Annotated in this window: 22 protein-coding genes; 9 read left to right on the forward strand and 13 right to left on the reverse strand. The window is 64.4% G+C overall.

Annotated elements, in window-relative coordinates:
* Positions 1-49: 49 nt before the first annotated feature.
* Together WI560_RS15200 and rimO are read right to left on the reverse strand one after the other, a co-directional pair.
* Complete coding sequence (locus WI560_RS15200) at positions 50-205, reverse strand: hypothetical protein (protein WP_375308636.1); 156 nt, start codon at positions 203-205, stop codon at positions 50-52.
* Between the two features lie 73 nt (positions 206-278).
* Positions 279-1598: a 30S ribosomal protein S12 methylthiotransferase RimO gene (gene rimO, locus WI560_RS15205; protein WP_375308637.1), complete on the reverse strand. Its 1320-nt coding sequence runs from the start codon at positions 1596-1598 to the stop codon at positions 279-281.
* Positions 1599-1804: 206 nt separating this feature from the next.
* On the opposite strand from rimO, the gene WI560_RS15210 reads away from it, so the two are divergent.
* The 6 genes from WI560_RS15210 (at position 1805) to WI560_RS15235 (ending at position 8508) form a co-directional block, all read left to right on the forward strand.
* Positions 1805-2470: a DUF4304 domain-containing protein gene (locus WI560_RS15210; protein ID WP_375308638.1), complete on the forward strand. Its 666-nt coding sequence runs from the start codon at positions 1805-1807 to the stop codon at positions 2468-2470.
* A 205-nt stretch (positions 2471-2675) separates the two neighbouring features.
* Complete coding sequence (locus WI560_RS15215; RefSeq protein ID WP_135167097.1) at positions 2676-3266, forward strand: ANTAR domain-containing response regulator; 591 nt, start codon at positions 2676-2678, stop codon at positions 3264-3266.
* On the forward strand, positions 3263-4426 hold the full coding sequence (locus tag WI560_RS15220; RefSeq protein WP_375308639.1) for a CmpA/NrtA family ABC transporter substrate-binding protein: 1164 nt from the start codon (positions 3263-3265) through the stop codon (positions 4424-4426). Before WI560_RS15215 ends, WI560_RS15220 begins: the two co-directional genes overlap by 4 nt.
* A gap of 335 nt (positions 4427-4761) precedes the next feature.
* On the forward strand, positions 4762-6546 hold the full coding sequence (locus WI560_RS15225; RefSeq protein WP_375308640.1) for a NirA family protein: 1785 nt from the start codon (positions 4762-4764) through the stop codon (positions 6544-6546).
* Positions 6543-8153 carry a sulfite reductase subunit alpha gene (locus WI560_RS15230; protein ID WP_375308641.1) on the forward strand — a complete coding sequence of 537 codons (1611 nt, stop codon included), beginning with the start codon at positions 6543-6545 and terminating at the stop codon, positions 8151-8153. Before WI560_RS15225 ends, WI560_RS15230 begins: the two co-directional genes overlap by 4 nt.
* 202 nt (positions 8154-8355) lie before the next feature.
* Positions 8356-8508, forward strand: a complete 153-nt coding sequence (locus tag WI560_RS15235; protein ID WP_063831425.1) for a hypothetical protein — start codon at positions 8356-8358, stop codon at positions 8506-8508.
* Between the two features lie 114 nt (positions 8509-8622).
* Here the strand turns inward: WI560_RS15235 and WI560_RS15240 are convergent, their stop codons facing one another.
* The 3 genes from WI560_RS15240 to pxpB are packed head-to-tail and all read right to left on the reverse strand — an operon-like array spanning position 8623 to position 11190.
* Positions 8623-9390: a LamB/YcsF family protein gene (locus WI560_RS15240; protein WP_257194769.1), complete on the reverse strand. Its 768-nt coding sequence runs from the start codon at positions 9388-9390 to the stop codon at positions 8623-8625.
* Between the two features lie 34 nt (positions 9391-9424).
* Positions 9425-10462 carry a biotin-dependent carboxyltransferase family protein gene (locus WI560_RS15245; protein ID WP_375308642.1) on the reverse strand — a complete coding sequence of 346 codons (1038 nt, stop codon included), beginning with the start codon at positions 10460-10462 and terminating at the stop codon, positions 9425-9427.
* Positions 10459-11190 carry a 5-oxoprolinase subunit PxpB gene (gene pxpB, locus WI560_RS15250; protein ID WP_375308643.1) on the reverse strand — a complete coding sequence of 244 codons (732 nt, stop codon included), beginning with the start codon at positions 11188-11190 and terminating at the stop codon, positions 10459-10461. The genes WI560_RS15245 and pxpB overlap by 4 nt, the downstream gene beginning before the upstream one ends.
* Before the next feature lie 257 nt (positions 11191-11447).
* Here pxpB and WI560_RS15255 point away from each other — a divergent pair, with 257 nt between their 5' ends.
* Together WI560_RS15255 and WI560_RS15260 are read left to right on the forward strand one after the other, a co-directional pair.
* Positions 11448-12146, forward strand: a complete 699-nt coding sequence (locus WI560_RS15255) for a ribonuclease activity regulator RraA (RefSeq protein ID WP_028136365.1) — start codon at positions 11448-11450, stop codon at positions 12144-12146.
* A gap of 24 nt (positions 12147-12170) precedes the next feature.
* Positions 12171-12575 carry a cupin domain-containing protein gene (locus WI560_RS15260; RefSeq protein ID WP_028136366.1) on the forward strand — a complete coding sequence of 135 codons (405 nt, stop codon included), beginning with the start codon at positions 12171-12173 and terminating at the stop codon, positions 12573-12575.
* A 326-nt stretch (positions 12576-12901) separates the two neighbouring features.
* Here the strand turns inward: WI560_RS15260 and WI560_RS15265 are convergent, their stop codons facing one another.
* The 7 genes from WI560_RS15265 to WI560_RS15295 form a co-directional block, all read right to left on the reverse strand.
* A complete protein-coding gene (locus WI560_RS15265) occupies positions 12902-13954 on the reverse strand; it encodes an IS110 family transposase (protein WP_375304826.1) in 1053 nt (350 codons plus the stop codon).
* A 171-nt stretch (positions 13955-14125) separates the two neighbouring features.
* The gene (locus WI560_RS15270; RefSeq protein ID WP_375308644.1) at positions 14126-14482 is read right to left on the reverse strand and encodes a hypothetical protein; all 357 of its coding nucleotides are present in this window, start codon (positions 14480-14482) and stop codon (positions 14126-14128) included.
* A gap of 157 nt (positions 14483-14639) precedes the next feature.
* Positions 14640-15875 (reverse strand): hypothetical protein, encoded by a 1236-nt coding sequence (locus tag WI560_RS15275; RefSeq protein ID WP_375308645.1) that lies wholly within the window; start codon positions 15873-15875, stop codon positions 14640-14642.
* Between the two features lie 24 nt (positions 15876-15899).
* On the reverse strand, positions 15900-17477 hold the full coding sequence (locus tag WI560_RS15280) for a CHAT domain-containing protein (RefSeq protein WP_375308646.1): 1578 nt from the start codon (positions 17475-17477) through the stop codon (positions 15900-15902).
* Positions 17474-20326 carry a PAS domain-containing protein gene (locus tag WI560_RS15285; protein ID WP_375308647.1) on the reverse strand — a complete coding sequence of 951 codons (2853 nt, stop codon included), beginning with the start codon at positions 20324-20326 and terminating at the stop codon, positions 17474-17476. Before WI560_RS15285 ends, WI560_RS15280 begins: the two co-directional genes overlap by 4 nt.
* Positions 20327-20746: 420 nt before the next feature.
* On the reverse strand, positions 20747-21637 hold the full coding sequence (locus WI560_RS15290) for a DUF2147 domain-containing protein (protein ID WP_375308648.1): 891 nt from the start codon (positions 21635-21637) through the stop codon (positions 20747-20749).
* A 260-nt stretch (positions 21638-21897) separates the two neighbouring features.
* Positions 21898-22677: a transporter substrate-binding domain-containing protein gene (locus tag WI560_RS15295; RefSeq protein ID WP_375308649.1), complete on the reverse strand. Its 780-nt coding sequence runs from the start codon at positions 22675-22677 to the stop codon at positions 21898-21900.
* 125 nt (positions 22678-22802) lie between these two features.
* Between WI560_RS15295 and WI560_RS15300 the strand changes: the two genes are divergently transcribed.
* Entirely contained in the window at positions 22803-23300 is a 498-nt protein-coding gene (locus WI560_RS15300) for a DUF1993 family protein (protein WP_375308846.1), read from the forward strand.
* A 64-nt stretch (positions 23301-23364) separates the two neighbouring features.
* Here the strand turns inward: WI560_RS15300 and WI560_RS15305 are convergent, their stop codons facing one another.
* Entirely contained in the window at positions 23365-23874 is a 510-nt protein-coding gene (locus tag WI560_RS15305; protein ID WP_375308650.1) for a hypothetical protein, read from the reverse strand.
* Positions 23875-23881: the final 7 nt, after the last annotated feature.

Raw genomic sequence — 23881 nt, forward strand, 5'->3', positions numbered from 1 at the left:
CGTCGTTGCTAGTTGTCGCACTTGCCAGGGTTGGCGCTGCACCAGCGACTCACCGCAGCACTATCCACCCTCGCGCCTTGTTGACAGAGACACATTGGTCGTAGGTGCATGTCTTGCCCTTGGCCTTTGGCTGCGACGTCTTTTGAGCGAACGATGGGCTGCTGACCGCCGCACCAAGGACAATAGCCAAAGCAAGCTTGCGCATGAAATATCTCCTGCCGGAAAGCTGAAGGCTTACCCTAGCGCGATTTCTTCGCAATCCGGAGTCGGGTGAGCGGCTAGAACCCCGCGACGCTGCCGTGCAGGTCATATTGATCCGCGCGCTCGATCCTGGCGGTGACGACCTCGCCGACGCGCAAGGGGCGGCGGCTCGTCAGGTAGACCGCGCCGTCGATCTCCGGCGCGTCGGCCTTGGAGCGACCCTTGGCGACGGTCGGGCCGACCTCGTCGATGATGATCTGCTGGCGCGTGCCGACCTTGCGCTTGAGCCTGCGTGCAGAGATCTTCTGCTGGCGGGCCATCAGCGCGTTGTAGCGCTCCTGCTTGACCTCTTCGGGCACGGGATTCTCGATCGCGTTCGAGGTGGCGCCGGCCACGGGCTCGTATTTGAAGCAGCCGAGGCGGTCGATCTCGGCCTCGTCAAGCCAGTCGAGCAGATAGGCAAAGTCGGCATCGGTCTCGCCGGGAAAGCCGACGATGAAGGTCGAGCGCAGGGCAAGATCAGGACATTCCTCGCGCCAGCGCTTGATCCGAGCGAGCGTCTTGTCCTGCGCCGCCGGACGCTTCATCGCCTTCAAGACCTCGGGGCTCGCATGCTGGAACGGGATGTCGAGATAGGGCAGCACCTTGCCCTCGTTCATCAGCGCGATGACCTCGTCGACATGCGGGTAGGGGTAAACATATTGCAGCCGCACCCATGCGCCCAACTCGCCGAGCTCGCGCGCGAGGTCGAGGAATTTGGCGCGGACCTGGCGATCCTTCCACGGGCTCTCGGCGTATTTCAGGTCGACGCCGTAGGCGGAGGTATCCTGCGAGATCACCAGCAGTTCCTTGACGCCGGCGCCGACCAGGCGCTCGGCCTCGCGCAGCACGTCATTGGCGGGGCGCGAGACCAGGTCGCCGCGCAGCTTCGGGATGATGCAGAAGGTGCAGCGATTGTTGCAGCCTTCGGAGATCTTCAGGTACGCGTAGTGTCGCGGGGTCAGCTTGATGCCCTGCGGCGGCACCAGGTCGAGATGCGGATTGTGCGCCGGCGGCAGCGCGCGGTGCACGGCATCGAGCACGCTCTCATATTGCTGCGGGCCGGTGATGGAGAGCACGCCGGGATAGGCCTGCTCGATCGCTTCCGGTTCCGCGCCCATGCAGCCGGTCACGATCACCTTGCCGTTCTCGGCCATGGCCTCGCCGATCGCCGAGAGCGATTCCTGCTTGGCGCTGTCGAGAAAGCCGCAGGTGTTGACGATGACGATGTCGGCCCCGTCATGCTTGCGGGCGAGCTCGTAGCCCTCCGCGCGCAGGCGCGTGATGATGCGCTCGGAATCCACCAATGCCTTGGGACACCCGAGGCTAGTAAAAGAAATACGCGGCGCTCTATCCATGTAATCGCCTGGAGTCTGCATCTGAATTGTGCGGAGTTTGCGATCCAAGTAATTGATCAGATGGTAAAATTCAATGACTTGCGACGCAGATTTTACCCCCAATGCGACATCGTGTATGGCGAAACCTGTCGGATTGAGGTGGAGTGGTCTTTCGGGGGCGCCAACGGGACTCTCGACCTTCTGCACCGACGGCGCGGGCACCTGATATGACTAGCGGAAAATCTGACCTTGCGAAGAGTTTAGACTGGGTCCAGGCGAAACTGCGTCCGGTCTTAAAGGATTGGGGCTTCCGTGCGTCTGGCCGAACAATCAATCGGACGACCTCGGATGGATTGACGGAAGTCGTAAAGATCCAGATGGGTAGCTTCGATCCTCCCGGCACTACCTACGTTCCGGGGTTACGCGAAAACCTCTACGGCAAGTTCACGGTGAACCTAGGCGTTTTCGTTCCGGAGGTTGCGAAGCAAGTTGGAGGAGCGCCACCAAAATCGTTCATTCAAGAATATCATTGTTGCGTTCGTGCTCGGCTCGGGCTTCTTGGCCCGGAACGCAGAGACGTTTGGTGGGACATCCGGGCCGACGAGCCTCTTGCTGAGGACCTCTTGCGGCGCTTTGGACGAGATGCGATTCCCTTTCTCAAAAAGTTTGAAACGCGCGATGCTATTCTGAGCGAATGGCTGGGGACGTCAAAAGCGCCATATGCTTTCGCGCCTCCCCGGATCGTTTGCGCTATTATCCTAGCGCAACGCGGTCGAAACGAAGATGCGCGCGCTCTCTTGGCTGCCCAGGCAAAAGAGACCTTGAACCCAGGGCATCCTGCCTACGTTAGACGCCTTGCCGAGAAGCTTGGTGTAGGTGATCTCGGCCCCTGAGCTACGAACCTTCTGAGAGCGAAAGTCTACATTCGTTGTCTCAGAAGCACCCGAGCAACACGAAGCTGACCTTGGGCGCAGCCGCCTGATCCATATCCAAATCTGCCTGATTGACCGGCCTGAGCTAGTCCCAATTGCCCACAAATACAACCCTTTGCAGGGCGTTCCGGCGTGCTATGGATGAATTGCCTGCCGCGAGTGAGCCATGAGCGCCGAACAGTCGCCCAAAATCGTGATCGTCGACGAAAGCCCTGTCAGGGCCGCGATCCTGCAGGAGGGATTGCGGGAGGCCGGATTCACGCAGGTCGTCCATATCAGCGAGATGCAGAGCCTGCTGGCCCGTATTTATGCGGTCGATCCCGACATCATCCTGATCGATCTGGAGAACCCCAGCCGCGACGTGCTGGAGGCGATGTTCCAGGTCAGCCGCGCCGTGAAACGGCCGATCGCGATGTTCGTCGACCAGAGCGATTCCGCCTCGATCCAGGCCTCGGTCGAGGCGGGGGTGTCCGCCTACATCGTCGACGGGCTGAAGAAGGAGCGCATCAAGCCGATCCTCGACCTCTGCGTGTCCCGCTTCAACGCCTTCGCCAAGCTCCAGGAGGAGCTCGAGCGCACCAAGTCGCAGCTCGAGGACCGCAAGATCATCGAACGTGCCAAGGGCATCCTGATGAAGGTGAAGGGCCTGACCGAGGACGAGGCCTATGTGCTGCTGCGCTCCACCGCGATGCGCGAGAAGAAGAAAATCGGTGAGATCGCGCAGTCGATCATCACCGCCTCGGAGATGCTGAAATGACCGCCCCCCTTCGCATCGGGTTCATTCCGCTGGTCGATGCCGCCGCGCTGATCGTCGCCGTCGACAAGGGATTTGCCGCCGCCGAAGGCCTTGACGTCGAGCTGGTGCGCGAGGTCTCCTGGTCCAATGTCCGCGACAAGCTCAATATCGGCCTGTTCGACGCCGCGCATCTGCTGGCGCCCGTGGCGATCGCGTCCTCGCTCGGGCTCGGCCATGTCAAAGTGCCGATCGCCGCGCCCTTCAATCTCGGCATCAACGGCAATGCCATCACGGTGTCGCCGGCGCTCCATGCCGCCCTGATGGAGCAGATCGACGGCGACCGTTTCGATCCGATGGTGACGGCGAAGGCGCTGGCGAAGGTCGTTGCGATCAGGCGCAAAGAGGGGGCGGAGGCGCTGACCTTCGGCATGACCTTCCCGTTCTCGACCCACAATTATCAACTGCGGTTCTGGATGGCCGCGGCCGGCGTCGATCCCGACGAGGACGTGCGCCTCGTGGTGCTGCCGCCGCCCTATATGGTCGACAGCCTCGCCAATGGCCATGTCGACGCGTTCTGCGTCGGTGCGCCCTGGAATTCGATCGCGGTCGATCTCGGCATCGGTCACATCCTGCATTTCGTCTCCGACATCCTCGACCGCGCCGCCGAGAAGGTGCTGGCGGTTCGCCAGGTCTGGGCCGACAAGAATCCGGACGTGGTCGCCAGCCTGGTGCGCGCGGCGGTGAAGGCGGCCGAGTTCATCGAGAACCCTGCGAACCAGACCGAGGCGGCGCAGATCCTGGCGCAGCCCGAGCGGATCGGCGTCGATGCCGAAGTCATCCAGCGCACCCTGACCGGGCGCCTGAAGATTTCTCCTGACGGCACGTTCCGCGAAAGCGGCCGCTATCTCCTGGTGGGGCGGGAGGGGGCAGGGCGCCCGGATCCGGTGCAGGCCGCCTGGCTCTATGCGCAGATGGTGCGTTGGGGGCAGACGGCGCTCGCGCCGGAGGGCGTCAAGACGGCGATGGCCGTGTTCAGGCCCGATCTGTACGATGCGGCCCTCGGCAGGCAGCCGCCCGAGCAGCCTGCCGCGGCGTTCGGCGCCTTCGCCGGCCCGGTCTTCGATCCCGCCAACATCCGGGGGCACCTCGAGGCCTTCGCGGTGGGCCGGTGGCAGACCTGATTCGGTCTGCATCATTTTTGGGCGCGGAGATTCGCTGCCCAAATGTTGATCGGAGTGCACGAATTTCGTGAAAGCGCACGGCCCGGGATCTTCCGGGTCTTCACATAACCGATTGTAAACATAAAACTTTCCATTTCTTCCAAGCTGGCACGCAACTTGAATGTTGCAGTGCGGCCAGCTTGTCACAGGTGCCTGCTGAGCCGAGTCCCGCAGCAACGAAGCTGATCGGACCGCTGGGGTAGCGAAGCCGGCTCTTGGAGCCAGCCTCGGTCCTCGCGGGTCGCGCAATGTCCGTCGATGCCACCCAGGTGGCCGCAGGAGCTTCGTTACCGACCATGAAAATCGATACGCTCGCAGTCGACTTTACCGACGAGCAGAAACGCTATCTCGAAGGCTTCACCACCGGTCTGCAGATCAGCCGGGTCGGGCGCGGTCTGGGCGGCGGCAGTGCCGGCAAGGCGAACGCTGAGCCTGTCGGTCCCGACGCCGTGCACCTCAAGGCGCAGGACAAGGTGATCGCGGCGGGCAAGAAGCTCGCCGACCAGGAGAAGTTCAAGCGCGACGAGCATCCCTTCGATGCCTATCCACGGCTGCGCCAGCAGGCGCTCGACAATGCGCCGCCGAGCCCGGCCGACAATTTCCGCTGGCGCTATTACGGCATCTTCTACGTCGCGCCGACGCAGGACTCCTACATGAGCCGCCTGCGGATCCCGAACGGCATCATGAAGCACTGGCAGCTGTCGGGCCTCGCCGATCTCGCCGACGAGCTCTGCGGGCCCTACAGCCACGTCACGACGCGCGCCAATCTCCAGCTCCGCGAGATCCCGCCGAAGCACGCGATCAGGCTGCTCGAGGGCATCCAGGAGCTTGGCCTGTGCTCGCGCGGCTCCGGCGCCGACAACATCCGCAACGTGACGGGGACGCCGACGGCCGGCATCGATCCGCAGGAGATCATCGACACGCGCCCCTATGCGCGCGAATGGCACTACCACATCCTCAACGATCGCTCGCTCTACGGCCTGCCGCGCAAGTTCAACGTCGCCTTCGACGGTGCCGGCAGGATCGCCGTGCTGGAGGAGACCAACGACATCGCGTTCACGGCCTATGAGGTGAAGGACGGTTTCGGCGTCGAGCCCGGAGTCTGGTTCCGCCTTGGCCTCGGGGGCATCACCGGCCACAAGGACTTTGCGAAATATTCCGGCATCATCGTCAAGCCGGAGCAGGCGACAGCCGTTGCCGACGCCATCGTGCGCGTCTTCATCGAGCATGGCGACCGCACCAACCGCAACAAGGCGCGGCTGAAATACGTGCTCGACGCCATGGGCCATGACGGTTTCCTTGGGCTGGTCGAGGAGCGGCTGAAGACGCCGTTCGCGCGCGTGCCGGAGGAGGCGTTCGCGCCGCGGCCGGCCGCCGACCGCATGGCGCATGTCGGCGTGCACAAGCAGAAGCAGGACGGACTCAACTGGATCGGCGTGTCGCTGACGCTCGGCAAGCTGACGAGCGACCAGATGCGGGGGCTCGCCAAGGTTTCGCACGACCTCGGCGACGGTGAGATCCGGCTGACGGTCTGGCAGAATCTGCTGATATCGGGCGTCCGCGACGAGAACGTCGAGCTTGCCATTGCGGCGATCAAGCAGATCGGGCTTGCGGTCGAGGCCTCGCACATCCGCGCCGGCCTGATCGCCTGCACCGGCAATGCCGGCTGCCGCTTCGCCGCGGCGAACACCAAACGCCACGCCGCCGAGATCGGAGACTGGTGCGAGCCGCGGGTGGCGATGGACAAGCCGGTCAACATCCACGTCACCGGCTGCCATCATTCCTGCGCGCAGCATTACATCAGCGACATCGGCCTGATCGGCGCGCGCGTGCCCGTTGGCGAGGACGACACGGTCGAGGGTTATCACCTCTTCACCGGCGGCGGGTTCGGCCCGGACGCGGATGTCGGGCAGGAGGTCTACCACGACCTCAAGGCCGAGGACGCGCCGAAGACGGTCGAGGCGCTGCTCAAGGCCTATATCGCCCACCGCTCGTCGCCCGACGAAACCTTTCTCTCCTTCGCGCGCCGCCATGATGGCGAAACGCTGCGCAAGCTTGCCGATGCACAGGTGTCCGCATGAACCAGATCACCCCTCCGCCCAGGCTCGACATCATTCCCGCCAGCGCACCGTTCTCCGATGCGCAGCGCTCCTGGCTGAACGGTTTCTTCGCCGGGCTGCTGTCGCCTGATGTCGCCGCGCCGCTGTCGGCGGAGCAGGGCGCCGCCGTCATGCAAGGCGCGGCCGGCGACGGTGACGACGGCGAAGCGCCATGGCACGACCAGACCATGCCGATTGCCGATCGCATGAAGCTCGCCGAGGGACGCCCGGTGCGCCGCAAGATGATGGCGGCGATGGCGCAGCAGGATTGCGGCCAGTGCGGCTACAATTGCCACGATTATTCGGAGGCGATTGCCAGCCGCAGCGAAGCGCGTCTCAACCTCTGCGTTCCCGGCGGCAAGGAAACCGCGCGGATGCTGAAGTCGCTCTACGAGGAGCTGGACAAGGCCCCGGCGGCCAAAGCGTCGGACAAGCCGGACGCTCCGGCCCCGGCCGTGACGGTGACGATCGCAGAGCCGGGCCGCTCACGCGACAACCCCGTGCCTGCGACCTTCCTGTCGCGCCGCCTGCTCAACAAGGGCAAGTCGGAGAAGGAAACCTATCACGTCGAGTTCGATCTCTCCGAGAGCAAGCTCGACTACGTCGTTGGCGACAGCTTCGGCGTGTTCGCACGCAACGATGTCGGCCTCGTCGACCAGATCATCGCGCTGCTCGGCGCCTCCCACACCACGAAGGTCAACGGCAAGACGCTGCGCGAGGTGCTGATCGACGACGTCTCGCTGTCGCCGGCGCCCGACACCCTGTTCGAGCTGATCTCCTTCATCACCGGCGGCGCGGCGCGGGAAAAGGCGAGGGCGCTGGCGCAGGGCGAGGACCCCGATGGCGATGCCGCAACCCTCGACGTCATGGCGGGGCTGCAGAAGTTTTCCGGCACGCGGCCGCACCCCGAGGCCTTCGTCGAGGCGCTGGAGCCGCTGCAGCCGCGGCTCTACTCGATCTCGTCGTCGCACAATGCGACGCCCGGAAAGCTGTCGCTGACCGTCGATTCCGTGCGCTACGTCATCGGCAAGCGCAAGCGCCTCGGCGTCGCCTCGACCTTCCTCGGCGAGCGCATCAACGAGGGCGACAAGCTCAAGGTCTATGTGCAGAAGGCGCACGGCTTCGGCCTGCCGAAGGATCCGAAGACGCCGATCATCATGGTCGGTCCCGGCACCGGCATCGCGCCGTTCCGCGCCTTCCTGCTCGACCGCAAGGCGACCGGCGCGCCCGGCAAGAACTGGCTGTTCTTCGGCCATCAGCGCAGCGATTGCGACTTCTTCTACCAGGAGGAGCTCAATGCGATGAAGACCTCGGGTTTGCTCACGCGGATGTCGCTGGCCTGGTCGCGCGACGGCGAGAAGAAGTTCTACGTGCAGGACCGCATGCGCGAGGTCGGCCGCGAGCTGTGGACGTGGCTGGCCGAAGGCGCGCATTTCTACATCTGCGGCGATGCCAAGCGCATGGCCAAGGACGTCGAGCGCGCGCTGGTCGACATCGTCGCCCAGTTCGGCGCGCGTTCGACCGACGAAGCCGTCAGTTTCGTCGCCGAGCTGAAGAAGACCGGGCGCTTCCAGGCGGATGTGTACTGACGGCTGCCGCTCACCGATCTCCGAGCCGGTTCCAACTGGCTCGGATTTGAACGAATAAGATTCTCGGAACCCAGAGCTCCGGAGAATTTACGTCTGCGAGACGGCCGCCTCGGAGCAGGCGCATCGCTATTTGCGCCGCCGTCTTGCCTCCCGCCCTGGTTGATCCTTCATACTCCGGCAAATGGGGCGTTGGAGATCGACCATGCGCGAACTATCGGCGGAAGCCAGACTGCACTTCTACGCGCGCTCGCTCTCGCGGCAGACCCGGGCGAGCGCCCATCATCTGGCGCTTTACAGCGCGTTTGCGGTCATCGCCGCGATCGTGTTCGGCACGCTCTCGGTGCATCCGTTTTAGAGCTCTCGTAGGGTGGGCAAAGGCGCACTCGCGCCGTGCCCACCATCTCTCAATATACGGCTTCGGTTTGGTGGGCACGCTTCGCTTTGCCCACCCTACGGCACCTGTCGTGCCTCACCCGCGCTTGAACGGCGCGACCTCGATCCCGGCATCCTTCAACGCCGCTCGCAAGGTCCGCGCGATCTCGACGGCACCGTGGGTGTCGCCATGGATGCACACCGTGTCCGTGCGCATCTTGATCACCTTGCCGGTCACCGAGACCACCGCGCCGTCCTGCACCATGCGCACCACGCGCTCGGCAATGGCCTTGGCATCGTGCAGCACCGCGCCGGGTTTCTTGCGCGAGACGAGATTGCCGTCGTCCTCATAGGCACGGTCGGCGAACACTTCGTGCACCATCGGCAGGTTGGCGTCTTCGCCGGCCTTCACCAGCTTCGAATTGGCGAGCACGACGAAGATCAGGCTGGGGTCGACCGCCTTGATGCCGGCGGCGATCGCCTTGGCCGTCATGTCGTCCTCGCAGGCGACATTGGAGAGCGCGCCATGCGCCTTCACGTGCGTGACCTTGTGGCCGGCCGCGGTCGCGATCGCCTGCAATGCGCCGATCTGATAGGCGACGAGGTTCTCGATCTCGGAAGCCTTGAGGCCCGCGATCGGATGGCGGCCGAACCCGTGCAGGTCCCGATACCCAGGGTGGGCGCCGACCGAGACGCCGCGCGCCTTCGCCAGCTCCACCGTCCGGCGCATGATGTCGGGGTCGCCGGCATGGAAGCCGCAGGCGACGTTGACCGAGCTTGCGAGCTCGATCATGGCGGCGTCGTTGCCCATCTCCCACGCGCCGAAACCTTCGCCGAGGTCGCAATTGAGATCGATCGTCTTCATGGGTGCTCTCCGCCTTCGGGTCTTGTTGTTGCGTCTAGGGCTCCGCGGTGACCTGCCAGGTGCCGGCATCGACCGCGTTCACCGCATGGCCTGCCACGTTGGCATCGCTGAGGGCCTCGATGTTGAGCGCAACGCTGTCGGCCGCGCGCAGGCGATCGGGCAGGCTCCGGATCGTTTGCGCGAATTTTCGCGCCTCGTCCTGTGCCTCGGCGATGCTGACGGCCTTGAAGCGGAACGCCGTTCCCGCCGAGGTCTGCGCGAGGCGGCCGATGTCGGCGGTGATCACGGTTGCGATCTTCGGATAGCCGCCGGAGGTGCCGCGGTCCATCATCAGCGCGATCGGCGCACCGTTGCCAGGCACCTGGATGCTGCCGTTGACGGTGCCGTCGGAGACGATGTTGTGGCCGTGCAGATGCTTGATCGCGGGGCCTTCGAGCCGGTAGCCCATCCGGTCGGAGGTCGCCGAGATCTTCCATTCGCTGCCCAGGAACAACGCCTTGTTGGCGTCGTCGAACTCGTCGTCCTGCGGTCCCAGCAGAACCCGGATCGGCCCGCTCGCGGGCTTCGGCAATTCGATGCGCAACTCGCTTGCGCCGCTCGCGGCATCGACGCTGAATTCGTCGCCGGCCTGGAGCGGGCGCGGGTAGGGGCTGCCGAGGCCGGCACGGGCATTGACCGCGAGGCTGCCGAACACGCGTTCGCCGGTGATGGCGCCTTCGATCGCGAGATAGGTGAAGGCGCCGCCGCGGGCAAAGCCCAGCGTCAGCGTCTCGCCGTCCTTCAGCGTCACTGACGTGTCCATGGCGACCGGGTTTCCGGCGACGTCCGCGTTGCGCGGCGCCCCCGAGATTGCTAAGCGCACGGCGCCGTCACGGGCGGTGAAGGCGGCACCGAACGGACCGATCTCGACGGCGGCGGCGAACGGCGCGTTGCCGACCAGCGTGTTCGCCGCAGCCAGCGACAGCCGATCCATCGCACCGCTCACCGTCAGGCCGTAGCGCTGCGCGCCGAAGCGGCCGCCATCCTGGACGGAGCTTGCCGGGCCGATGCTGGCGACAACAAGCCGGCTCATGCGTCCACCTGCTCGGCGACGATCTCGCCGGCTTCGGCCGCGCGGTCCAGCTCGTCGAAGGTCTTGTGGTCGATGGCGAAAAACGTCACGCGATCGCCGGGTTCGGTGAGGAAGGTTGGATCGCGGTGGAGCTGATAGGTTCGCACCGGCGTGCGGCCGAGCAGGTGCCAGCCGCTCGGCGCCGCCAGGCACTGGATCCCGGCCTGGACGCCGCCGATCGAGATCGTGCCGGCCGGCGTCAGCAGCCGCGGATTCTGCCGCCGCGACATGTGCAGCGATTTGTCGAGGCCGCTGAGATAGGACCAGCCCGGCGTGAAGCCGATCATGGCGACCTTGTAGTCGCCGCCCGCATGCCGGGCGACGATGTCGTCCGGCGTGGTGTTGAGGGCCTTGGCGACATCCTCGAGGTCGATGCCGTGCTCGCCGCCATAGGCGACGGGAACGCGCCAGCGGCGCGCCTTGGTCACGGGCGGCGGCGGCTGGATCGCGAGCGGAAGCAGCTTGTCGCCGAGCGCGTCGAAACCGATCTTGCAGGGGTCGTAGTGCACCAGCAGCGAGCGATAGGTCGGCACGGTCTCGGTGACGCCCTCGATGGGGCTTGCCGCGAGCGCCTTGTCGAGCGCCAGCACGCGCTGGTTGGCCTCCTCGTCGATGGTGCGGCTGAACTCGACCGTGACGGCGCTGTCGCCACTGGGCAGGAGGCGGGGCGGGGGAAGCGTCGCGGCCATTGAGCTGTCGAAGAGCTGTCGGAATCGGGCTTTGCAAAGCGCGGGCTCGAGCTTGAGTTCCGCGTCACCCCTGCTTCGCGTATATGCGCCCGCAAGTCCAATAAATTAATGCAGGGGGAGGCGATAAAGCCTTGTTATCGCGTCGCATAAAGGCCCACCGGCCCTGCGTTATTGCGCGCCTCTTGGCCCTTGACGCAAGGGCTGCGGCTCGCAAGATGCGCGCGTTGTTTCCCGCACCCCGGAGCTCGTCTGTTTCCATGTCGCTGTCCCCCGAAGCCCGCAAGACCCTCGCCGGCATCACCACCGCCACCATCACCACGGTCCTGCTGAAGAAGGGCCTGCGCAATGTGTGGATGCGCGGCGCGCGGCCGCTGCGCCCGGGCCTGCCGCGCCTGGTGGGACCGGCCTTCACGCTGCGCTTCGTGCCGGCGCGCGAGGATCTGGCGACGCCGGAATCCTGGTCCTCGCCGATCTCCACCCGCACCGCGATCGAGGCGATGCCGGAAGGATGCATCGCCGTGGTCGATGCCATGGGCATCACCGATGCCGGCATCTTCGGCGACATCCTGTGCGCCCGCATGGTCAAGCGCGGCGTCACCGCGCTGGTCACCGACGGCGTCGTGCGCGACGTCGAGGGCGTGCTTGGCACCAATCTTCCGGTCTGGTGCGACGGCTATGCCGCGCCGCCTTCCGTCGCGGGCCTCACCTTCGTCGGCTGGGGCGAGCCGATCGGCTGCGGCGGCGTTGCCGTGTTTCCGAACGACATCGTGGTCGCCGACCAGGATGGCTGCGTGCTGATCCCGCAGGCGATGCTCGAGCACGTGCTCAACGAGGGTGTCGAGCAGGAGCGCATGGAGGCCTGGATCGTCAACGAGGTGAACAACGGTGCCGTGCTGCCGGGCCTCTATCCCATGAACGCCGAAACCAAGGCGCGCTACGCCGCCAGCAAGAAGTAACCGGGAAGCAAGCGAGGTAATCCCATGGAGATCACTGTTGCAGGCACGCGGCCGACCCGCCGCGCGCCCAAGGAGAATTTCACCGGCACCGTGTGGCAGGACCCCGTGATCATGGCGCCCGCGCCGGCACGGCTGAACTGCTCGCGTGTTGCGTTCGAGCCCGGCGCCCGCACCAACTGGCACCATCATCCGCTCGGCCAGACGCTCTACGTCATTTCCGGCGTCGGCCGCGTCCAGACCAAGGGCGGTCCCGTCAGGGAGATCCGTCCCGGCGACACCGTCTGGATTCCGCCGGGCGAAGTGCACTGGCACGGCGCCTCGCCGACCAACGGCATGTGCCACATCGCCATGCAGGAGGCGCTCGACGGCGTGTACTCGACCTGGCTCGAGCCGGTCACCGACGCGGAGTACGGCGCGGCGCTGGGCTAGAGCCTCGTGTCCCGGACAAGCCGCAGCACCGCAAGGCGATGCGGCGCTGATCCGGGACCCATATGTGGACGGCCCCCGTGGCACAAGAGCTTTGTAAGGTTTGATCGGATCGCTTGCATCCATATGTCCGGCCTGTTGATGCGGCGTGTTGAACCGCGGGCCAAGATGGTTTTCGCGACGCGAGTTCCAATCAGAAGGGCGGTCTTGTTCGACCACTGGGTCCCACGGATTTGCTCGCATCTCGGAACGATCGATCGCACCATCTCCTCTGCTCTTGCAGCTCCGGTTCGGCCGGTGGGCGAGCCCGCCGGTCGGCCGAATCTCAACTACGCGGCGGCGGCCACTTCGGCATCGCTTTTGGCATCGAACCGCGCGCGGTCATAATCCTCTCCCGTCGCCATCAGCTTCCAGGCGATGCGTGCAGTCTTGTTGGCCAGCGCCACGGCTGCCTGCTTCGGCGTCTTGCGCTGGAGTAGGTCGAGCAGCCAGCGCGATCCACGACGGCGCTTCCCGGTCGCTTGCTTGACGACCGCGGTCGCCCCGACCACAAGAAGTTGACGTAATCTCTCGTCGCCGGCTCGGGTTATCTTGCCGAGCCTGGTCTTTCCTGCGGTGGAATGGTCTTTGGGCGTCAGGCCGAGCCAGGCTGCGAACAATCGTCCCGAACGGAAGGCGTGCGGATCAGGCGCCTTCATCACCAGCGCGGCCGCCGTCACCGGGCCGACCCCCGGGATCTGCGCCAATCGCCGGCTCGTGGCATCGGCCCGGTGCCAGGCCCGCAGCTTGGCCTCGATCGCCTTCAGCTCGGTCTGCACCTGGTCGTATTGCCGAGCAAGCATCACAAAAAGCTCGCGGGCCAGCACGGGCACACGTTCGTCCCGCTCGATCGCGGCCAGAAACGCAGCGAGCTTGTCCAGCCCCTTGGCCTCGGTCAGACCGAACTCCGCCGCATGACCGCGGATCGTGTTGGAGAGTTGCGTGCGACGCCCGACCAATTGCTCGCGGACGCCAAGCAGCATCAGTGCGGCCTGCTGCTCCGCCGTCTTTACAGGCACATACCGCATCCGCGGCCGGCTCGACGCCTCGCAAAGTCCCTCCGCATCGCGTCCGTCGTTCTTGTTGCGCGGCACGTAGGGCTTCACCAGTTGCGGCGCAATCAGCTTGACCGTGTGTCCCAGCCTGCCGAGCTCCCGTGCCAAGTGGTGAGCAGCCCCGCAAGCCTCAATCGCAATCACCGTCGGCGGCAGCTTAGTGAAAAACTCCAGCATCGCCTTGCGGGTCAGCCGCTTGCGCAGCACCACCTGCTCGGATGCATCAACCCCATGCAGTTGAAAAATATGCTTCGACGTATCCATCCCAATACGGATAATCTGGTTCACGGACGGCTCCTGTGAATGGGTGTCTGACAACCTCATTCTGGCACAACTGATGCCGTAGGGGGCCGTCCACCCCATCAGAGCTGCCGTGCTACGAAGCGCATTGTGAAGCGTGCTGGGTCCCGGCTCTGCGCGGCAACGCTTCGCATTGCCGCTTGTCCGGGACACGGCAACCTACATCCGCTCCGCCGTCCACGTGCCCGTGCACAGCGCACCGCGCCAGGTGCCGGAGCCGGAGGTGCCGCTGAGCCGGCCGAAGCCGACGGCGCGCTTGATGCCCGTGCTCAAGGTGACGTTGATGCTGCCGGCATCGGCGACGCGACCTGACGCCGACACGGCCGCGCTGCTCGATGCGATCTGACCGTTGTTGATGCCGATCGCGACGGTGGCGCCGTTGCCGCAGGTCTCGCTGGATGACGAGATGCGGACGTTCCAGGCGCCGTCGAAGCTGGTCGATGCTGCATTCGCCGGTCCGCAGAGCAGGGCGACGGCCCAGATCGCGGCAAAAACACCCTTGCAAAGATATCGCATGACACGCCCCATTGGCTGAACCTGCGGGGCAGCGTGTCATAAGGCGGGGCGGGCCGATGTGAGGACTGTCACGCATTCGGCCGGACGGTGACGGCGAGGACCGCTTCCGGGCGCCAGCCCATCGCCGGGCAAGCCGTGAAACGGCTGGTTCGTGCCGTCACTTTGCTGCCGCAGCGCGATCGATCACGCGCGCCAGCGCGACGGCGGAGTCCGTGTCGACCAGAGAAATTTTGCCGACTGTTTGTCGCAATGCGAAAGCCTCGGCCGCAAAAAGCTTGTCGGGATCCTCCGGGGCATCCCTGATGCCGGTGAGCAGCCGGATCTGCATGCCCTTCAGGAGCTCTGTCACGGCCGGTTTGGCGATCGTCTTGTCGTTGGGGGCGCCAAGGTTTGCCTTTTCCCAGCCGCGGTGAGCATTTTTCGGTGTCACGCGTTCCACGAGCTTGTCGTAGCTCGTCTGGTAGGCGCCGATCGCCACGAGACGATCGTTTTCGGCAAGTTCGGGCGACGTTATCACCTCGGCGCGCAGAGTCAGCATCTGCTCGTCCGCACGCTCCAACTCCCGCCTCATGATGCTGCCTGCAACACCCTGCCAGTGTCGATGAAATCCGAGCTGCGTGAGAGGGTTGATCGAGTCCGGCCCGTCGGGCAGCAGGCTGGCCGTGAACTCGACGCCCAGGAGGCAATAGTCCAGTCCAGACACACGCCGGCCGTCCAGCAGCAAGCGGTCGTCGGTCACCACCAACCGCTTGGCGACCGCTTCTTCGAGATCGGAACCTGCAACCAGCAGGTAGCCGCTGCGACCAAGCGCATTGCCGTCGGCGTACGAGAACAACGGCGTGACGATGTTGAGTCCGAACAGGCCGGCGACCCGGTCGTAGATCTTTTCAGCCACACGCAACCCGTCGGAGACGCCCGGCGCGAGGCCGGTCTGCGTGGTCAGGTCGGCGGCCAGTTGCAGGACCTGCTGCGCGACATCGTGAAACGGAAGGCGAAAGAGCCCGACGAACAGAGACAGATTGTCCTGTTTCATGGGCGCGCGCCTGACGGCATAGATATTCCTGAAGTCGACATAGCCCGGAGCGGCACCGGCTGCCTTCAGTTGAGCGGCGATCTCGTCGTTGCTCAAGATCGTGGGCCGGCGCTGGCGCCCATCGCCGAAGCTGAACTCGGTGAGCACGACGCCGAGCGGGAGGAACGAGCTGAAGAACTTGCCGCCCTCGCGTAAGCCCATTTCAACCATGCGCACGCCGAAGTAGCTCGCTTCGGGCACGAAGGTCTGTCCCGCCGTTATCCCATTGCCGGTCGAAGCGACGTAGCCGACATAGGGGCGCCGCAGCTCGCGGCTTGCCCAGTGGTCGACGACGTTCTTGAGCGTGGCCCAGACTGTCATGACATTCTTTCCACTACGAGCTGCTCAGTGGCAGCGTGTTGCCCAATCGGTCGACTGCGCCAGCAGGATGGGAGAAAGCCAGATCGGGCTTTCCTCGTCGTAGTTCAGGCTTTCCCACGATGCGCGGCACGCTTTCCGGAACGCCAGGCAAACGGACCGCGTCCGGTACAGTTCGTCATAGAACTCCTTGGCGAACTGCGGCGCGCGCTCGTCCTCGACATTCCATCGGAAGCCCAGCGCATAGGGGATTCCGTTCATCACCAATTGCTGAACGCAACCCTTCGAAATGCCACGGCAGGCCGATAGGTAGACCAGCGTCGTCGCTGAAAGGCCGTCAGAGGCCGCCACCCTGTCCAGTTTCAGCCCGACCGCCTGCTCTGGCTTCATCCCGGGAAGGACGAGGGTCGCGGTTTGCTGACCGTCGCTCCAGGCGTGACCGGCGTAGTGGAGAATGGTGGGCCGGAATGCGTCCAGCTGCCTCAGCAAATAGGGGGCGGCCTCGCCCGGAGGGGCATCCGACAAATTGACGATCTTCAAATCGAAACAGCCTGCGGCGCCCAGCTTCTCCACGTGCTGCAGTTCAGTATCGATATTGCCGAGCTTGTCGAACCTCTTGCCGTCGCAGATCGCGCTGTCGAGCTTCAGATCGGGATGTTCGCCGATCTGAGAGCGAACGAACATCAGCTTCGCGCCCGGACTGATCCGCGCTCGCTCACTGGCCCTTCCACGGACGAAGAACGGAATGCGCCGGACAATCGGCGCATAGAGCAGCACGAATGGCCCATTTTCCTCCGAGAGATAACGCACACTCGCCTCGAAGGGCACCGCATAAAAGCCTGCGTCGCTGATGACGAACCGGAACGACAGTCCCACCAGCCCGCCTGCGGACTTCTCGATCTGCGAGAACAGATGTTCTCCGATCGCTTTGACGACGAAGCTCTTGAACAGGCGCGTTCCAACGTCGCGGGTCTGGCCGAGCCAATTGTTCAGCGGCATCTCGTCGCGCGCATAGGTTTGAGCGGCAGACTTGAGGTCATCGAGATCGCTGATAGTGTTCCAGCGAAGCATCGAGGAGCCGTCTTCGCCCGTTCCGAGCCGGCATTCCACCTTGGCGCTATGGATTTCGATCTCGACCACGCGGAACGCGCCCGGGATCGCATTCGTCTCGTCCGGCCGACCGGTAAGCATCGCAATGAACGGGCGCAAGATCCGGTGCCGGTGCAGCTGCAGCGCGTCCATCGGCAGGATCAACGCATTGCCCGCTGCCCGGCACTCTTCCTCCAGGTCCGTGCAGGTCCCGAACGAGGGCGCGATGACCAGCACGGAAGTGTGCGGGTCCTGGGCCAAAACGACGGTGTTGAGCACGTGCTTCGCGCCGAGAGTCGTACGTGTGTCATAGACGGCAGTCGGGTCGGTCGGCAGCCGGGCATCGAGCACGAGCAGCTCGGTCTCATTCGCGACGAGCCACTCGTTGGTCTGGTCCGGTGTCATCAGAGGCTTGTCGTATAATTCCTCCATCGCCACTCCCGCCGCGAGCAGCTGTGCCCGCAGCGTTTCGAACATGTTCGGCTCCGCGGTGGCGATTGCGATCTTGGCTGTCATACCGGTACCTCCTGCGCACACAATGGCAGGTTGAAGTCGAAGCCTGCGCCGTCCAAATCAGTCAGAGTGCCGCCGTGCTGCTCGGCTGCCTTGCGTATCGCCTCGACCGCGACGCTGGCCATTTGCCGTGCCCGGTGCTGACTCTGCTCGATCGGGTCCGCCGCCGACGGAGCCAGGGTGTCGGCGATCATTGCGGGCAAGCGCATGGACACCGAGAGGTGATGCTGCGGTCGTTCCGCAATCGTCACGGTCAACTTGTCGTTCGGTGTGATGCGCAACGACAGCAGGGAGCTGAGGGCGGAGCGAAACGCAAAGCTCAATCGCTTCGTCCATCCCTTCACCAGCAGGGGGCGGCGTGTCGCAATCTCGTCGACGAAGTGGATCGCGTCGCGATCCTCGACTGGAAGGCCCTCGACCTCGTGATAGAGCACTTCCAATGCGTCGAACAGCTCGGGGACTTCCTGCGGTGTCTGCTGCACGACGAGACGCTCGGACAGACGTTCGAAAGTCAGATCGGCCTTGAGCAGGTGGTTGGCGGCCTGCTCGAGCAGACCGGCGCAATTTTTCATGAGCTCCGGCTTGCTCAGGAGCGACGCTGCGCCGCGCAGCAAGCCGTCGGCCATCAACAGCGGGGCGCGCGTCTCGCGCGCAACGGATGTGACAGTCTCCTCCAGATAACCCCAGTCGCTCTCCCGGCTTTGATCGGCAAGGCTGATGAACAGCCAGAGCTGATGACCATAATCGTCGTTCAACGGCTCGCGACTTGCGAGAACCGTCAGTTCGGTGCGCGGCGCATCGCCGATCGACAGGTGTAGGCGAAGACGGTGCTGGATCCCGGATTCCGACAGTTGCGCCGAATCTTCCTGCCGGGCACCAAATGTCGAGAGCTTCTTGTCACGCGCCTGGCCGAAGATGTTGGCCGCCGCACCATTCATGTGGCAGATCGTCCCAATGGCATCGACGATGACGGCCGCCTGCTCGATTCTATTCATGAGCGCGTGCTCGATCGCTTCGTGCCACCGAGCCGCAAAGATCTGTTCACAGTCGGCGGCGAGGCCGCTTGCCGCGTCGCGATCGGGCCCACGGAACGCGTTCAGCTCCGATGATTCCATGTCCAGGATCAGCTCGATCTTGCCGTTCACGAGCAGGGGGACCGTCATGGCCGATCGTTGATCGGGAGCGGTCTTGATGAAGCCGTAGTTCCGCTCGGCATCGCTGACGTCTGGGACGACAAGAATGTTTCGTTCGGTCAGGCAGCTGCCAAGCATGCCGCTGGACAGATCCTGGGTGTATTCGGCCTTGCGGCCGGCCGCCTTCACGAGCAGGTTGCGGTCGTTCTTGACGTGCTCGGCGACCAACACGAACTTGCCGCCCAGGCGATCGATCCGGAACACGCCGACATATTCCCAGCCCAGGCATTGCGTCGTCCCGGTGGCCAGCAGCTCGGCGATGGCGCGCGCACTCGGTGCCTTGTTCAAATCATCCTTGAGTTTGCGCAAGGTGCGCGCCTGCGTATGTTCCATGGCCGCGTCGGCGGCCTGCAATATCTCCTCGACGCCGAGATTTTGCAGCGTGCGTAGATCGGCAGGGGTGTATTTGTGCTTGCGGGACAGCAGAGCCAGCGAGCTGCCAAACCGACCTCCCGCCTTACGTATCGGCAATACGAGCATCGACTCGAACTTGTCGGCGACGATGGCCTTGCTTACCGGATTGTCCTTTTCCTCGGGATTGCGGCTCTCGACGAACGCGGCCAGATTGTTGTCCCACGTCTTGCCCTGCTCGAGCCACTCGATCACGCCAGGTGGCACCTTGAACCAACGCGTGCTCCACTCCCAGCTGGGTTTTGGAAAGATCGTGAGCGCCCGCCAAAAGTCGTTGAGATCGCTGTAGACCCCGAACGTGCTCATTTCGAACGGGATGACCTTGCCGATCGCCTGAAGTGTTGCCTCGATGATCTCTTGTGGATCATCGTGCTCGGCAAGAATTGTCTTGAGCTCCTGGCGCGCGCGATCTTCGGCAAGAGGAGCGAACAGCACCAATAGCCCCGCCGAACTGTTCGGTGCTTCCATGTACGGCGTTCCGCTCACCCTTGCCAGAATGGAACGCCCGTCTTTTGGGCGCAGCCGAACGAAACTCGAGAAACCCGTTTGCTTTGTGATCCATTCGCCGAACAGGTTCGTCGCTCCCTCGTCATCGGGGCCGAACACCTGGGAGAGCTGCATCTCCCTGAGTTCTGATTCCGAGAATCCCAGGACCTGCACCGCGCGCTCGTTCGCGAATCGGATCTTGCCGATCAAGTCGGTGCGGAGCACGCCATCCTGCAGGGCATCGAGGCGGCTCTGTTCGGCGCTCTGGTCGAGAAGCAGCGCGTAATTGCCCGGCATGCCATCCTCGTCGCGCAGCGGGCCAATTTCGACTCTGACCTGACGCACTAGTTCGTTGGTCTGGATGTCTGCGCGTAAGCTCGAATTGTGGTTGGCCCGGAGGGCCATCCACACGTCGGCTGCACGTGATCCGAACAGGCCGGAGAAGGGAACACCGCGTCTGCCGGGCAAGAGCTTGTCGAATGCCGCGTTCGAATAGACGATGCGGCCGTCGTGCGCCAGTTCGACGAAGGGAATCTCGCTGTAATGTGCGGCTTCATCGAGCGCGTCATACCGATCCGACAAGACGCTCAGCATAGTGTTTTGCGATTGCAGGATCTTGCCCACGGTCTGAGCGTCGAAACCGAATTCCGAAACGAGCATCCGCGCTTGCTCTTGGACCAGAGGCTGCAGCGCGGTGGTCAGGCTCGTCTGCCGACTTCGGAGTGCGCCGATGACATGGCGCCTGATGCCTTGCTCCGACATCAGCGAGTGGGGGCCCCGGTCACCCGAGACTAGCGATGGTGTCGCACGGAGTTCCTCCATAACAACCTCGCTCGCTTACGCAATGATGACCGGCGCCGAAACGAGGTCGGGGAGTAACTCGTTTCGAGTCTACGCGTCTCGGCGAAACGGTGCCAATTGCGGTGTATGACGGTCGCAGATAGTCTGGCTTTCAATCCAGACTAGAAGTAGCGAGGACGAGAAGGTATGAAATGGTTCACAATGGAGCGTTTGAATTGCGCTGCGTTTGAATTGCGCTTCCCTATGACAGGAAGCCCGCAGCGCTCTCATTGGCGGTGACAGCGACTGCCGGCGTGGCAGTCGCGTTACCGATCGCGGATGGTCCCGCGCATAAACGCCAGCCTGGCTGCGCCATGTTGGCTTCAATCCGATTGGCGCCGCTCAGTTCACCCGCGTCCAGGTCTGGCCGCCGCAGAACATGCCGCCGAAGGCGCAGCCCTGCACGCGCAGGCGATCAGTGCCCTTCATCGCGATGGTCGAATCGTAGGTTGAGCCGGAATTCGGATCGAGAATGCGGCCGGACCATTTCTGGTCCTTGCCGGGCTTCATGTTGATCAGAACCTGCTCGCCGTTCTGGTTCGATTTGCTGTCGACTGAATAGCCGCAGAGATTGCTGCCGCATTGCTCGATGCGGACCTTGCCTTCCTTCTCCTCGGTGAGCCAGACGCCGAGAGGTGAACTGAGATCGCGCGTGGGCCCCGTCGCCGGGGCGGGCGGAGCGACCGCGGCCGCCTGAACCGGCGCCGGTGCAGGGGGCGGAGCGGGAGGCGGCGGAGCCGCAGCCACGGCCGGGGCGGGCGCGGCGGGAGCGGCCGGAGCGGACTGCTGTGTGGCCGGCGCGGGAGCCGGAGGGGCTGCTTGCGGCGCGGGCGGCGGCAGCACCGCGGTCTCGGCCGGCGCATTGCTGGGGGTTGCCGCCGGAGGCTGAGCCGGCGGAGGCGCCACGGCCGCAGCGGCCGGCGCAGGTGCTTGGGCAGGCGCAGGCGCTTGGGCGGCCGCAGGCGGCGGGGCGACGGGGGCAGGCGCGGGAACCGGTGCTGCCGGCGTTTGCGGCTCGACAATGGCTTGCTGGGGCGGCTGCTGGCCCGGCGCTGTCTCGTTCTTCTTGGCCTTCTTGGCCTTCTGGCCGGTGTTGTCGTACACGCCGGGGATCTGCACCGTGCCGCGGTCGGGGTCGATGCGGATGGTGCGTCCGCCATATTCGAACGTGTACTGCGCCTGGGCAGCGGTGCTCGCCAAAAGGAATGCGGCCGTGGCCAACAGCTTCCTCATTTCCATCTCCTGAACAGGTGGTCCCCGCACCGACGCTTACGCATCGGTTCGATTGCAGAAAGTGATCTAGATCACTGTCTCGGTATGAGTCGCCGTCCTGCTGGTCAGGGTTCAATAGGCGAGGGACCGGCCCAAAGTTGGGCCGAGGCAAGCGACAGGAGGACGCGGCCTGAGGCGCCATTGCAACCGAAATGGAACGGATTCCAGCTTCTCGCGCCCCGCGCTTTGCGCGCAACGGTCCCTTGCGTCACGACAACGAGCTAATCGAACCAGGCGGCGTAGATCTTCCTGTAGCTGCCGTCTTCCATGGAAATGTGCAGCCATTGGTCGACGAAGGCCTTTAGGGCTATGTCGCGTTGGAGCCAGTAGGCCTTCTCGGAGAAATCGAACGGCTTTTCCGGGTGCACCGCGCAGAGCACGCCGGCGTGCTGCTTCTGCTGGTAGCGCGTCTCCGAGGCATCCGTCATCATCAGATCGGCATTGCCCTTGGCGATCTCGTCGAAGATCACGGTGTTGTCGGGGAAGACCGTGATGTCGGCTTCCTTGATGTTGGCGCGCGCGAAGCGCTCGTTGGTGCCGCCGGGATTGACGATCACGCGGGTGCCCTTCTTGTCGATGTCGGCGATGCTCTGGTACTTGCCGACGTCGGCACAGCGCGTGATCGGCGTCTTGCCCTCGCGCATGATCGGCGTGGAGAAGAAGCCCTTCTTCTGCCGGTCGAGCGTGACCGAGACGCCGCCCATGGCGATGTCGAACTGGTCGGCCTCGAAATCCTTCATCAGCTTCGGCCAGGCCGTCGGGACGAACTCGACCTTGACCCCGAGCGCTTTGCCGAGCGCTTCGGCCATGTCGACATCGAAGCCGCTGAATTTCTGCGTCGCCTTGTCCAGATAGGTGAAGGGCTTGTAGTCACCGGTCATGCCGACGCGCAAGGTGCCGCGCTTGACGATCTCGTCAAGCCGCGAGGGCGCCTGCTGCGCCTGGGCCGAAAGGTTTGCCAGCAAGGCCACGGCCAAAGCTGCCAGGATTCGAGCGGCCATTCGAACGATCATCTCTTCTCCACCCCCGCGCGAGCTGTCATTGTGCAGCTCCTCAAGACGGATGTAGACCAGATGCGAGCTTCCGGCGAGGCGGAATTGAAGGGAATCTCAACGTGACGATCTCAATGCACGAGGCCTCGGTCGGCCTCTTCGTGCCGTATTTGCGTAACCTGTCGGTCCTGCTCGACAAGGGCGTCGCCTATGCGGAGGCCCGCAAGTTCAACCCGGCGGTGATGCTCGGCATGCGGCTTGCGCCGAACATGTACGACCTCGCCCAGCAGGTCGGCGAGGCCTGCCGCCATGCCGTGGTCGCGCCGGCCTTGCTGGCGGAGTGCGAGCCGTTGGCGCTGCCGGCGCTGGAGCACGACATGGCCGGGCTGCAGGCGCGCATCGCCACCTCGATCGAGTTCATCGAAAGCCTGCCGCGCGCGGCGATCGAGGCGGCAGCGGAGCGCAACGTCTTCTTCAAGTTGAAGAACGGGACCGAGCTGCCGTTCACGGGGCGGACGCTGCTGCTGACGTTCAGCGTCCCCCAGTTCTTCTTCCACGTCACGACCGCCTACGACCTGCTGCGGCACGCCGGCGTCGAGCTCGTGAAAAAGGACTATCTCGGAAGGAAGTAGTTGCGGATGCTCGGTCTACACCTCTCCCTTCGGGAGAGGTGTGGAAAGGCCTCCAGGTGCAGCGCTAGGCTTCGCCCTTGCGCTCGTAATCGGCCAGCGAGCTGCGGCCGGCGATCTCGCTGCGCAGCAGCTCGAAGCGCCGATGCGCCTCGTCCTGCTGGGTGTCGACGAAATGCACCGCGGCCTCGCTCGTCATGGGGCCGCTGACCACGGGCGCGGATTGTTCGCCGATGGTTTCGTGGACGTAATACTGGCCGTCGTCACCGCGATGGACCGTCCATTTGAGACGGATCGCCACCATGGGTCCGGGCCCGACCTTGCTGTAGCCGTCGGCATCGGTGTGCTCCGGCACCAGCGGTTGCTCCTCGATGACCGGATGCTCTTCCAGCGACGGATGCTCTTCGACCGCAGGATATTCGTCCACGACCCGATGCTCGTCGGAGTCCACATGCTCGCGCTCTCCGGACACCACGATCTCTGTCTCGGTCTTGCGAATGACCAGAACGGGCTCGGGGTTCTCCAGAATGCTGGCGATGGTCGCCAGCGCGTGGTCGGTCGGGTCGATCTCTGACAAGGCTCCA

Origin of the sequence: Bradyrhizobium sp. A11 (assembly GCF_042077125.1) — a bacterium.
Lineage (GTDB): Bacteria > Pseudomonadota > Alphaproteobacteria > Rhizobiales > Xanthobacteraceae > Bradyrhizobium > Bradyrhizobium japonicum_B.

Excerpts from the sequence above, each read along its gene's own strand:
- WI560_RS15200 (WP_375308636.1), bottom strand. The coding sequence starts at position 205 with ATGCGCAAGCTTGCTTTGGCTATTGTCCTTGGTGCGGCGGTCAGCAGC.
- rimO (WP_375308637.1), bottom strand. The coding sequence starts at position 1,598 with ATGGATAGAGCGCCGCGTATTTCTTTTACTAGCCTCGGGTGTCCCAAG.
- WI560_RS15210 (WP_375308638.1), top strand. The coding sequence starts at position 1,805 with ATGACTAGCGGAAAATCTGACCTTGCGAAGAGTTTAGACTGGGTCCAG.
- WI560_RS15215 (WP_135167097.1), top strand. The coding sequence starts at position 2,676 with ATGAGCGCCGAACAGTCGCCCAAAATCGTGATCGTCGACGAAAGCCCT.
- WI560_RS15220 (WP_375308639.1), top strand. The coding sequence starts at position 3,263 with ATGACCGCCCCCCTTCGCATCGGGTTCATTCCGCTGGTCGATGCCGCC.
- WI560_RS15225 (WP_375308640.1), top strand. The coding sequence starts at position 4,762 with ATGAAAATCGATACGCTCGCAGTCGACTTTACCGACGAGCAGAAACGC.
- WI560_RS15230 (WP_375308641.1), top strand. The coding sequence starts at position 6,543 with ATGAACCAGATCACCCCTCCGCCCAGGCTCGACATCATTCCCGCCAGC.
- WI560_RS15235 (WP_063831425.1), top strand. The coding sequence starts at position 8,356 with ATGCGCGAACTATCGGCGGAAGCCAGACTGCACTTCTACGCGCGCTCG.
- WI560_RS15240 (WP_257194769.1), bottom strand. The coding sequence starts at position 9,390 with ATGAAGACGATCGATCTCAATTGCGACCTCGGCGAAGGTTTCGGCGCG.
- WI560_RS15245 (WP_375308642.1), bottom strand. The coding sequence starts at position 10,462 with ATGAGCCGGCTTGTTGTCGCCAGCATCGGCCCGGCAAGCTCCGTCCAG.
- pxpB (WP_375308643.1), bottom strand. The coding sequence starts at position 11,190 with ATGGCCGCGACGCTTCCCCCGCCCCGCCTCCTGCCCAGTGGCGACAGC.
- WI560_RS15255 (WP_028136365.1), top strand. The coding sequence starts at position 11,448 with ATGTCGCTGTCCCCCGAAGCCCGCAAGACCCTCGCCGGCATCACCACC.
- WI560_RS15260 (WP_028136366.1), top strand. The coding sequence starts at position 12,171 with ATGGAGATCACTGTTGCAGGCACGCGGCCGACCCGCCGCGCGCCCAAG.
- WI560_RS15270 (WP_375308644.1), bottom strand. The coding sequence starts at position 14,482 with ATGCGATATCTTTGCAAGGGTGTTTTTGCCGCGATCTGGGCCGTCGCC.
- WI560_RS15275 (WP_375308645.1), bottom strand. The coding sequence starts at position 15,875 with ATGACAGTCTGGGCCACGCTCAAGAACGTCGTCGACCACTGGGCAAGC.
- WI560_RS15280 (WP_375308646.1), bottom strand. The coding sequence starts at position 17,477 with ATGACAGCCAAGATCGCAATCGCCACCGCGGAGCCGAACATGTTCGAA.
- WI560_RS15285 (WP_375308647.1), bottom strand. The coding sequence starts at position 20,326 with ATGTCGGAGCAAGGCATCAGGCGCCATGTCATCGGCGCACTCCGAAGT.
- WI560_RS15290 (WP_375308648.1), bottom strand. The coding sequence starts at position 21,637 with ATGAGGAAGCTGTTGGCCACGGCCGCATTCCTTTTGGCGAGCACCGCT.
- WI560_RS15295 (WP_375308649.1), bottom strand. The coding sequence starts at position 22,677 with ATGGCCGCTCGAATCCTGGCAGCTTTGGCCGTGGCCTTGCTGGCAAAC.
- WI560_RS15300 (WP_375308846.1), top strand. The coding sequence starts at position 22,803 with ATGCACGAGGCCTCGGTCGGCCTCTTCGTGCCGTATTTGCGTAACCTG.